This is a genomic window from Janthinobacterium sp. ROICE36 (assembly GCF_002869965.1).
Lineage (GTDB): Bacteria > Pseudomonadota > Gammaproteobacteria > Burkholderiales > Burkholderiaceae_D > Janthinobacterium.
Map to the genome: position 1 here is coordinate 26,162 of NZ_PEBS01000015.1, position 10,250 is coordinate 36,411.

The 10,250-nt window shown below is 61.3% G+C and carries 9 protein-coding genes and 1 tRNA gene; 3 read left to right on the plus strand and 7 right to left on the minus strand.

Annotated elements, in window-relative coordinates; all coding sequences use genetic code 11:
* The first annotated feature begins 68 nt into the window (after positions 1-68).
* The gene (locus tag CSZ94_RS08545; RefSeq protein ID WP_102121121.1) at positions 69-1,166 is read left to right on the plus strand and encodes a serine hydrolase domain-containing protein; all 1,098 of its coding nucleotides are present in this window, start codon (positions 69-71) and stop codon (positions 1,164-1,166) included.
* 2 nt (positions 1,167-1,168) lie between these two features.
* Here CSZ94_RS08545 and pth read toward each other — a convergent pair whose 3' ends face one another.
* The 7 genes from pth to CSZ94_RS08580 form a co-directional block, all read right to left on the minus strand.
* Positions 1,169-1,753 carry an aminoacyl-tRNA hydrolase gene (pth, locus tag CSZ94_RS08550; RefSeq protein WP_102121122.1) on the minus strand — a complete coding sequence of 195 codons (585 nt, stop codon included), beginning with the start codon at positions 1,751-1,753 and terminating at the stop codon, positions 1,169-1,171.
* A gap of 115 nt (positions 1,754-1,868) precedes the next feature.
* A complete protein-coding gene (locus tag CSZ94_RS08555; protein ID WP_102121123.1) occupies positions 1,869-2,480 on the minus strand; it encodes a 50S ribosomal protein L25/general stress protein Ctc in 612 nt (203 codons plus the stop codon).
* A gap of 166 nt (positions 2,481-2,646) precedes the next feature.
* A complete protein-coding gene (locus CSZ94_RS08560; protein ID WP_102121124.1) occupies positions 2,647-3,597 on the minus strand; it encodes a ribose-phosphate pyrophosphokinase in 951 nt (316 codons plus the stop codon).
* 151 nt (positions 3,598-3,748) lie between these two features.
* Positions 3,749-3,825: transfer RNA gene (locus tag CSZ94_RS08565), tRNA-Gln, on the minus strand.
* Positions 3,826-3,912: 87 nt separating this feature from the next.
* Positions 3,913-4,797 carry a 4-(cytidine 5'-diphospho)-2-C-methyl-D-erythritol kinase gene (ispE, locus tag CSZ94_RS08570; protein WP_102121125.1) on the minus strand — a complete coding sequence of 295 codons (885 nt, stop codon included), beginning with the start codon at positions 4,795-4,797 and terminating at the stop codon, positions 3,913-3,915.
* Positions 4,794-5,444 carry an outer membrane lipoprotein LolB gene (locus tag CSZ94_RS08575; protein WP_102121126.1) on the minus strand — a complete coding sequence of 217 codons (651 nt, stop codon included), beginning with the start codon at positions 5,442-5,444 and terminating at the stop codon, positions 4,794-4,796. Before CSZ94_RS08575 ends, ispE begins: the two co-directional genes overlap by 4 nt.
* 72 nt (positions 5,445-5,516) lie before the next feature.
* Positions 5,517-7,307, minus strand: coding sequence for a tetratricopeptide repeat protein (locus tag CSZ94_RS08580; RefSeq protein ID WP_102121127.1), 1,791 nt, complete (start codon positions 7,305-7,307; stop codon positions 5,517-5,519).
* Positions 7,308-7,474: 167 nt separating this feature from the next.
* On the opposite strand from CSZ94_RS08580, the gene mutM reads away from it, so the two are divergent.
* Together mutM and CSZ94_RS08590 are read left to right on the plus strand one after the other, a co-directional pair.
* Positions 7,475-8,311 carry a bifunctional DNA-formamidopyrimidine glycosylase/DNA-(apurinic or apyrimidinic site) lyase gene (gene mutM, locus CSZ94_RS08585; RefSeq protein ID WP_102121128.1) on the plus strand — a complete coding sequence of 279 codons (837 nt, stop codon included), beginning with the start codon at positions 7,475-7,477 and terminating at the stop codon, positions 8,309-8,311.
* A gap of 21 nt (positions 8,312-8,332) precedes the next feature.
* Positions 8,333-10,234 (plus strand): dynamin family protein, encoded by a 1,902-nt coding sequence (locus CSZ94_RS08590; protein ID WP_102121129.1) that lies wholly within the window; start codon positions 8,333-8,335, stop codon positions 10,232-10,234.
* Positions 10,235-10,250: the final 16 nt, after the last annotated feature.

Here is a 10,250-nt window from a genome sequence, read left to right on the forward strand (position 1 = left end):
AACAATAACTAAATCATGTTTTGCGACCATTTTAACATGTTACCCCACCCCTATCGACTGGAGACACCATGAAAACCCTGCTTGCCTCACTCGTTTGCAGCACCGCCTTTTTACTCAGCGGCGCCGCCCGCGCGCATGACTTGCATGCCATGCTGCAACAGGCGCTGGCCGACAAGAGTGTGCCTGCCATGGCCATACTCGTGATCCGCGACGGCACGATCGATGCCCAAGCACAGGCGGGCGTGCGGGCCAATGACGGGCACGATGCCGTGCGCGCCGATGACGTGTGGAATATCGGTTCCAACGGCAAGGCCATGACGGTGACCCTGATCGCGCGCTTGGTGGAACGGGGCGTGCTGTCATGGGACGCGCCACTGTCAAGCATGCTGCCCGCGCTGGCGGGCGGCATGCGTGCCGAGTACCGCGACGTCAACTTGATGGATTTGCTGTCGCACCGCGCCGGCCTGCCGCCGAATCCGGACGAGGGGTGGATCAATTCCACCTACACGGACACGCGTCCATTGCCGCAACTGCGCCAGGAATACGCGCAGCGCGCACTGGCCGACGCTCCCGTTGCCGCGCCGCGCGGCGAATCGCACTACTCGAACAGCGGCGCCATGATCGCCGCCGCCATCGCCGAGCGCGTCACGGGCAAGACATATGAAGAATTGATGCAAACGGAAGTGTTCGGCCCGCTGGGCATGCAGGCCGCGTTCGGCCCCACGGTGCGGGGGCAGAACCTGGGCCACAAGGAAAACAAGCCGATTGCCGGCTTGATGGCCAGCAATCCGCTGATGATGGCGCCCGATGGCGAAATCCACCTGAGCATGCAAGACTGGGCCAAGTTTGCGCTCGATCAACTGCACGGCGAGCAAGGCAAGGGAAAACTGCTGAAACAGGAAACGTATGTCTTGCTGCATACGGCGCAGGGCGACACGAATGCGGCATTGGGCTGGGGCGTGATGCACTTTCCACCACAAGCGCCGCAGCGCGTGCTCACGCACCTGGGCTCGAACGGCTACTGGCACGCGCTGATCGCGTTAGCGCCCGGCAGTGGCGATGGCTTGCTGATCGCCGCCAACGCGGGCGAAGGCAGCAGCGCGCAGGCCAGCCAGCAGCAGATGGCGAAAACCATCATGGCCGGCTTTGGCAAGGCAGGAAAATAGACTCAAGCCGTATGCAGCTTCATGGTCGCTGCCTCGAACTTGCCTTCGACGATCTGCGGCATCACCTGCAAGGATTTGTCGATGGCTTGCTCGATCAGCTCCTGGTCTTCGCGGCGTGGACGGTGCAGCACGAAGTCGGCCACCTGCTGCTGCAGGCTGAGGGTGCGCGGGTGACCGATACCCAGGCGCAAACGCCAGTAATCCTGCGTGCCCAGCGCGGCCGTGATGTCCTTCAAGCCATTGTGGCCGCCGGCCGAGCCGCCCTTCTTCAGGCGCGCAATGCCGGGCATCAGATCGAGCTCGTCGTGCACCACCAGCACTTCATCGGCGGCGATTTTGAAGAAGCGCGCCAGCGTGCCCACGGACTGTCCCGAGCGGTTCATGAAGGTCAGCGGTTCGAGCAGCCAGACATCCTGGCCGGCAATCGACGTTTTCGCCAGCATGGCGTTATAGCGCGAATCGCGCTGCAAGCGCGTGCCGGGCAAGCTGTTGGCAAGATTGTCCACCAGCCAGAAACCGGCATTGTGGCGGGTTTGTTCGTATTCGGGTCCCGGGTTGCCGAGGCCGACGATCAGGCGTATGGGCATGGCTGTGTCTGCAATGAAAAAGAAAACATTATCGGTGAAAACAGGCAGAAAAAAACCCGCGCGGCGAACCTGGCGGGTTTTTCCTTGCGACTACCGCATTGCTGCGGCGGCAAAATTACTTCTTGTCGGCTTCGACAGCAGCAGCTGCTTCAGCTTCAGCGGCAACGTGGCCAGCCGGTATCGAAGCGGTAGCGATGGTCAGGTTGGCGCCGTGGGCGACAACGGTCACGCCAGCTGGCAGGACCAGGTCGTCAACGTGCAGCGAGTGACCGACGTCGATGTTCGACAGGTCAACGTTGATGAATTCTGGCAGTTGGCCTGGCAGGCACGAAACTTCGATTTCGTTGGCTACGTGGCTGATGGTCGCGCCATGCAGCTTGACTGCTGGGGAAACGTCAGCATTGACGAAGTGCAGCGCCACTTTCACGTGGATAGCTTGCTTAGCGTCAACGCGCTGGAAGTCAGCGTGCAGAACCAGTTGTTTGTATGCGTGGACTTGGAAGTCGCGCAACAGAACTTGCTGGGAAACGCCGTCGATTTCCAGATCCAGGATCGACGAGTGGAACACTTCTTTTTTCAACGCGTGGTACAGGGCGTTGTGATCGAGCGAGATCAGCACCGGGGCTTCAGCGCCACCGTAGACGATACCAGGGGTTTGGCCGGAAATGCGCAGGCGGCGGCTCGCTCCGGAACCTTGCAATTCGCGTTTAAATGCGATAACTTTCATGTGAAACTCCAAGAAGAACAAGGCTTGCGCCTTGTGTTATGAAGATTCCCGCGACCAGGAATCTTCGGAAATGGGTGCAGATGCACCCCGAAAACTAAAACACTGCGGCGCAACAGGCAAAAAGCCGGTCGCGCCGCAGGCATTACGTCTGTTTCAATTTACCGAATTAATCGATAAAGAGGGAAATGACCGAATCACCCTTGATGATGCGCTTGAACGTCTCGGCCAGCAGCGGCGCGCACGTCAGTTGACGGATCTTGCCGCAGGCCAGGGCCGATGCGGACAGGGGAATCGTATCGGTCACGACCAGTTCATCGAGTGGCGATGCCGAAATACGGTCGATCGCCGGGCCGGACAGCACCGCGTGCGTGCAATACGCCACGACTTTTTTCGCGCCGCGCTCTTTGAGCACTTCGGCAGCCTTGGTCAGGGTGCCTGCCGTGTCGACCATGTCATCCATGATCACGCAGTTGCGGCCTTCGACTTCACCGATGATGTTCATCACTTCGGACACGTTCGCTTTTGGACGGCGCTTGTCGATGATGGCCAGGTCGCAGCCCAGGCGTTTTGCCAGGGCGCGCGCACGTACCACACCGCCGACGTCGGGCGACACCACCAGCAGATCCTGGTAGTTTTTCTTTTGCAGGTCACCCAGCAAAATTGGCGAAGCGTAGATATTGTCGACTGGGATATCGAAGAAACCTTGAATCTGGTCAGCGTGCAAGTCCATGATCAGGACGCGCTCGACACCGGCTTCTTCCAGCATGTTCGCCACTACCTTGGCCGAAATCGCCACACGCGCGGAGCGCGGACGACGGTCTTGGCGGGCGTAGCCGAAGTAAGGAATCGCGGCGGTGATGCGGCCAGCGGAAGCACGTTTCAAGGCATCAACCATCAGCATGATTTCCATCAGGCTGTCATTGGTTGGAGCACAGGTGGATTGCAAAACAAAAACATCCTTGCCGCGCACGTTTTCGTTAATCTCGACCATTACTTCGCCATCGGAGAATTTCGAAACGTTTGCTTTACCGAGAGGAATGCCGAGGTTTTTTGCGACCCCCTCTGCCAACGCTGGATTCGCGTTGCCGGTAAAAACCATCAGGTTTTCGTAAGCCATGGGAGTCCCAAGAGGTGATATAGAAGTCTTGAAAAGCACTAACCGGGCATAGGCCCGGTCAGTCATTGTTTAGAATATGTCGCGTGGCAACATATCTGCTTTTTCCCGTACTGGACGCTGACTTCGCATCGACAGACTACGGTGAAATGGGTGGCAGGGGAAGAAGGATTCGAACCTTCGCATGCTGGAATCAAAATCCAGTGCCTTAACCAGCTTGGCGATTCCCCTACGTTACTGACTGCTTGCCGTCATGTTGGCCAGTATTATACCGACTATTTGACGCTAAGCAAAATCTTTTTTCTGCCTACTTCTTATTTACAGCACCGTGAGCATCGGGTGGCGATTCAGCGCTTTTGCCTTCCAGGCGATCCAGACTGGTGGCACATTGCTGAGCACCGCATCCGCTTCTTCCTGACTGCCAAACGCACTAAATACACAAGCACCGGAACCAGTCATCCTGGCCTCACCGTAAGCACTCAGCCATTTTACCGCATCTGCTACCGGCTTGAAAAGACTGCATGCTACTTGCTGTAAATCATTCTTGCCAAACCCGCCCGCATCGTTTCCTTCTGCGAGGTACCTGGAAAAGTCCGCTATTGTGACGGGTTCGGTATTTCTCGTCAAGCCTTCCGCGCAAAAAATTGCAGCGGTGGGCACTTGCACGCCCGGTTCGATCACCACATACCAGCATTCTGGCGTAGCGACAGGCTGCAAGGCCTCGCCCACGCCTTCGGCGAAGGCATTCTCGCCAAAGATGAAAAACGGGATATCGGCGCCCAGCGGCAAGCCCAGCGCCATCAATTCCTCGCGCGTCAACCCCGCTTGCCACAAACAGTTCAGCGCCATCAGCGCCGTGGCAGCATCGGAGGAGCCGCCCCCCAGGCCACCGCCCATGGGCAGCACCTTGTCGATGGCGATATCGACGCCGCGCGGCAAGGCGCCCGTGCGGCACAGCACCTCAGCCTGCAGCAGCTTGGCGGCGCGGATGATCAGGTCCTGCTCCTCGGGCACGCCGGCGAGCGCCGTCACGCGGACAATCGCCGTATCGTCGCGCAGAGCGAAGTGCAAGGTGTCACCATGGTCGAGCAATTGGAACACCGTCTGCAGCAGATGGTAGCCATCGGCGCGACGGCCGTTGACGTGTAGAAATAAGTTCAGCTTGGCCGGGGCCGGGCAATGGTTCAGCGTCGTCAGTGTCATGGTGCAGTTGCGGAAGGGGCAGGATCGAGCACGATGCGCAGCGAGACGGCATCGGCCTGCGCGCTGGCATTGCGTTCGGCATCGATACGCCGCGGTTGGGGCAAGGTGCCGGCTACATTTTGGCCCGCATTTTGCACTACTTCTTGCCACGACACATAGCGTAAACGCCAGCCGTCTTTGGTGGTCACGCTGTCGTTGGCGGGCGAAGCGACAAAGCGCTTGCCGTCGGCGCCCACGGCATAGCCTTGCAGCCAGTCGCGCAAGCCCGATACAGGCAAGGACCAGCCCAGCATCTGCGCGCTCAGGGTGTCGACATCGGGCGCGCTGCGCGGCGCCTTGCCGCTTTGCGTCAACACGGCCTGCTGCGGCGTGACGGCAATCGTCGCCAAGGTGCTGCCGACGGGCGAATACAGGGTCACATCCGTGCGCTGCGCCGTCTGTTGCCAGTTGAAATTGACGGTCGCCGATTCGGGCTTGTCATCCTTCTGGTACACCACGTTCAAGCGGCCCGCCAGCTCCACTTGTTCGCGGTAAGGCGCGACGGTTTGAGCGGATGACGCGGCGCCGGACGAGAATGGGGAAGTCAGGGTCGAGCAGGCCGAGAGGGACAGGCACAGGACAGTCAGGGGGATGAAGTTTTTTGGCATGGGGAATTTTTTGAGTTCACCCCAAATGCAAAACCCGGGGTCTGACCCCAGAATTTGCCCTTGGGTTAACAATTACAAACTGACATTCAGGCGCGCCAGGGTGCTTTTCAGCGCATCGTTTTTCGGGTCCTTGCTTTGCGCATCGCGCCACAGTTTTTGCGCTTCATCCTTGGCGCCCTTCTGCCACAGCACTTCGCCCAGGTGGACGGCGATTTCCGGATCGCTGCGCACGGCATAGGCGCGGCGCAGCGCGCTTTCCGCCGCCGCCAGGTTGCCCATGCGGAACTGCACCCATCCCATGCTATCCATGATAAACGGGTCGCCCGGCGCCATCTGCAAGGCTTTTTCGATCAGCGCATACGCTTCCTGCAGGCGGATGCCCCGTTCGGCCAGCGAATAGCCCAGGGCGTTGTACGCATGCTGGTTGTCGGGCGCCAGCGCCATCACGCGGCGCAGGCTGGCCTCCATCAAATCGAGTTTATCCAGGCGCTCGGCCAGCAAGGCGTAGTCGTACAGCAGTTCCGGATTGTCGGGGAAGCGCAGCAAGGCGTTTTCCAGCACCGTATAGGCGCTTTGCACATAGCCGGCGTCGCGCAGGAATTGCGCATCGACCAGCAGCACCTGCGCCTGGCTTGCCGGATCGTCCGTTTCGATTTCCGTCAGCGCCTTGCGCGCCGCATCGAGATTGCCACCACGCGCGATCAGCTGGGCGCGGCGCAAACGCGCCTCGACATAACCGGCAGAAGCGCTGTTGTCGACCTTGTCCAGCCAGGCGATGGCGCCGGCCGTATCGCCGCGCGTCTCGGCGATCTGCGACAAAATCATCAGGGCCTTGAACGGATCGCGCGTGTCGCCAGGGGATTTTTCAAGCACGGCCAGGAAGCGCTTGAAGTACTGCTCGGCGCCCTTGCTGTCTTCCAGCTGCAGCGCCACGATGCCCAGCGCATATAGAGCGCCGACGTTATCGGGCTGGCTTTTCAGCAGCAGCATGAATTGATCGCGCGCCGGCTCCAGCTGTTTTTGCTCAACCAGCAGGCGCGCATACGCGCCGCGCACTTCGACGGCGTCCGGATTCTTCTGCAGGAAAGTGGCCAGCACCTTGCCTGCCGCCTCTGGTTCGCCCGTCACCTGCGCCAGGGTCAGCGCAGCCAGCTCGGAGTTCGGCTTGATCACCAGCGCCTTGTTGGCTTCGCCGATGGCGCGCTCGCGCTCGCCGATCGACAAGGCGCCCTGCGCCAGCACCAGATGCGCTTCGAACATGTCCAGGTAGGGCTGCGCCAGGCGCGTCACCATCGAGTAGGCATACAGCTTGTCATTCGAGCGTGACAGGATCTGCTGCATCTGGAACAGGGCCACGCCGCGCGCGCCGGCTGGCGCATTGGCCAGGCGTTCGGCAAAAATCGGTTCCGCTTCTTCGATCTTGTCCGTCAACACGACGAAGCCGAGGAAGAACTGCGTCGCCTCGTCCGAGTCGGGCGCCAGCTCGCGCCACAGGCGGATAGCCGCCAGCGCTTCGCCGCCCTGCTTGGCGGCCAGCGCCATTTCGGAAGCGCGGCGCGCCAGGCGCGGGTCGCGCGTCTGCTGCGCCGCCACCATCATCGTCACGTACGGCCCTTGCCACTGGCCGCTCTTGAATTCCATTTCAGCCTTGGTCAGCTTGTACAGCAAATCGCTGCTCAATTCGACCTTCGGCAGCTCGCCGCCGCCGGCCCGCTCCTTGGAGGTGGCGTCCGGCGCCTGCGGAGAGGCGGGCGCGGCCGCAGAGGGGCCGGCCGCGGCATCGGCGGGGGCGACTGGCGTCTGCGCCATGGCATGCGTGGCCATCAGGGCGGACAAGGTTACAATGGCGAAAGCGTTTTTCAAAGGCTGATCCTGGCTAAACGGCAAAGTTTGATTCTACGCCCAACGCGGCTACTGCGTACTTCACGTATGTAACGAAATATATACGTCGTGGCGGCATAGCGTGCCCAGGCCAGCCATCCGCCGGCAACCTGCCTGTTTTTTACCCGGTTTTCAACCATTCGAGCCTTATGCCAGAATTACCAGAAGTCGAAGTCACACGGCGCGGTGTCGCGCCCCACATCGAGGGCCGCGCCGTGCGCGCCGTCGTGCTGCGCCGCGACGGCCTGCGCTGGCCCTTCCCGCCTGCACTGGGCGAACAATTGTCGGGGCAAACCATCGGCCTGACGGGGCGGCGCGGCAAATACCTGCTGATCCACTTCCGCCACGGCACGCTGATCATCCACCTTGGCATGTCGGGCCATTTGCGCGTGCTGCCGACGGGGACGGAAGCGCAAAAACACGACCATTTCGACCTCGTCGTGGAAGATGCGAATGGCGGCAGCCAGGTGCTGCGCATGACGGACCCGCGCCGCTTCGGCGCCGTGCTGTGGCACGACGAGGCCGACGGCCCGCTGGACGGCCACGCGCTGCTGCGCGGCCTGGGCACGGAACCACTGGAAGGCGGTTTCACGGGCCAACTGCTGTTCGAGAAAACGCGCAGCAAGGGCACCAATATCAAACAAGTGCTGATGGCGGGCGACATCGTCGTCGGCGTGGGTAATATCTACTGTTCCGAGAGTCTGTTTCGCGCAGGGATCAACCCGAAGACGCCGGCCCGGCGCATCGGTCTGGCCCGCTATGAGAAACTGGCGCAATCGATACGCGACGTGCTGGCCGAAGCCATCGTGCAGGGCGGCAGCACCTTGCGCGACTTCATCGGCGTCAATGGCCAGTCCGGCTACTTCCAGCAAACGTATTTCACCTACAACCGCGCGGGCAAGCCATGCCGCGTGTGCGGCGCGACTATCCGGCAAATCGTGCAGGGACAACGTTCCACGTTTTACTGCGTGCATTGTCAAAAGTAAGTCATAGGCAAAGGGAGCCAGATGGTCAGAGACCTGGAACAATACAGCGCATGGCGCCAGGACGTGCTGGCGGCCTTGCAGGCATACCGGCAAGCCGCCAGCGCGGCGGGCCTGGTCGACGGCGCCTCCGCGCTGCGCCTGGCCCGCTGTGGATCCCGCCTGCTCGACGACCGCCTGTCCGTGGCCTTCGTGGCGGAATTCTCGCGCGGCAAATCCGAGTTGATCAACGCCATCTTCTTTGCCGACTACGGCCAGCGCATCTTGCCCTCGGGCGCGGGCCGCACCACCATGTGCCCTACCGAGTTGCTGTACGACGCAGCCTGGCAGCCATCGATCCGCCTGCTGCCCATCGAGACGCGCGCGCAGAACCTGTCGACCAGCGACTACCGCGAGCTGCCCGCCGCCTGGACCGTGCTGCCCCTGAACATCGATGCGGGCGGCGACATGCAGGAAGCCATCCGCCAAGTCAGCCTGACGAAAAAAGTCAGCGTGGAAGAAGCAGCGCGCTACGGCCTGTACGACGCCGACGATGCAGACGCCCCCGCCATGCTCGACGAGGACGGCCAGGTGGAAATCTCGATGTGGCGCCACGCCATCATCAACTTCCCCCATCCGCTGCTGAAACAGGGCCTGGTCATCCTCGACACGCCGGGCCTGAACGCCATCGGCACGGAGCCGGAACTGACCTTGAACCTGATCCCGAATGCGCACGCGGTGCTGTTCATCCTGGCGGCCGACACGGGCGTCACGCGCAGCGACATCGAGGTATGGCGCAACCATATCGGCGCCGGCGCCGGGCGCCTGGTGGTGCTCAACAAGATCGACAGCATGTGGGACGAATTGCGCGGCGACCTGGAAGTGGAGCAGGCCATCGAGCGCCAGCAGGCCAGTGTGGCGCACCTGTTGACGCTGGACGCTGGCCAGGTGTTTCCCGTCTCGGCGCAAAAGGCCCTGGTGGGCAAGATCAACCACGATGCGGCGCTGCTGAAAAAAAGCCGATTGCAGGCGCTGGAGACAGCCTTGTTCGATGAGCTGATCCCCGCGCGCAAGGACATCATCCGGCGCCAGCTGGCGTTCGACCTGGACGCCATCGCAGCGGCGCAGCAGGTGCAGGCGGCGGCCCGTGCGCGCGGCATCGCCGAGCAGTTGCACGAGCTGCACAGCCTGCGCGGCAAGAACCAGAGCGTGATCGCCCACATGATGCGGCGCATCGATATCGAGAAAAAGGAATTCGATAGCAGCCTGTTCAAGCTGCAAGCCACGCGCGCCGTATTTACCCGCCTGTCGACGGAACTCTATACGAGCCTGGGCATGGACATCGTGCGCGACGATATCGATGGCGTGCGCGCCGCCATGCAGCGCAGCCGCTTTTTCACGGGCCTGCGCGAAGCCGTACGCCAGTATTTCGAACGCATCACCCAAAACCTGGACCGCTCGGAAGGCAAGACGGCCGAGATCACGGAAATGATGCAGGTGATGTATCGCAAATTCGCCACCGAACATGGCCTGGCGCTGGCCGTGCCGATGCCGTTTTCGCTGGCCCGCTACCGCCAGGAAATCGCCGATATCGAAGCCGTCTACCATAAACAATTCGGCACGGCGACCCTGCTGACCACCAGCCGTGTCGTGCTGATGGAGAAATTCTTCGACACCATCGCCTCGCGCGTGCGCCGCAGTTTTAATGCCGCCAACGACGATGCCAGTGCCTGGCTGAAAGTCATCATGGCGCCGCTCGAAGCGCAGATCGTCGAGTACAAGGAACAATTGAAACTGCGCTTTGCCTCGATCCAGCGCATCCACGACGCCACCGGCAGCCTGGAGCAGAAAATCGCCGGCTTCGAGGCCAGCCTGGCGGCGCTCGAACGCGACAAGGCGCAGCTGGTGCAATTGCTGGCTGCCTTGCGCATGGCCAGCGCCACATAACACGATACTGGAATCC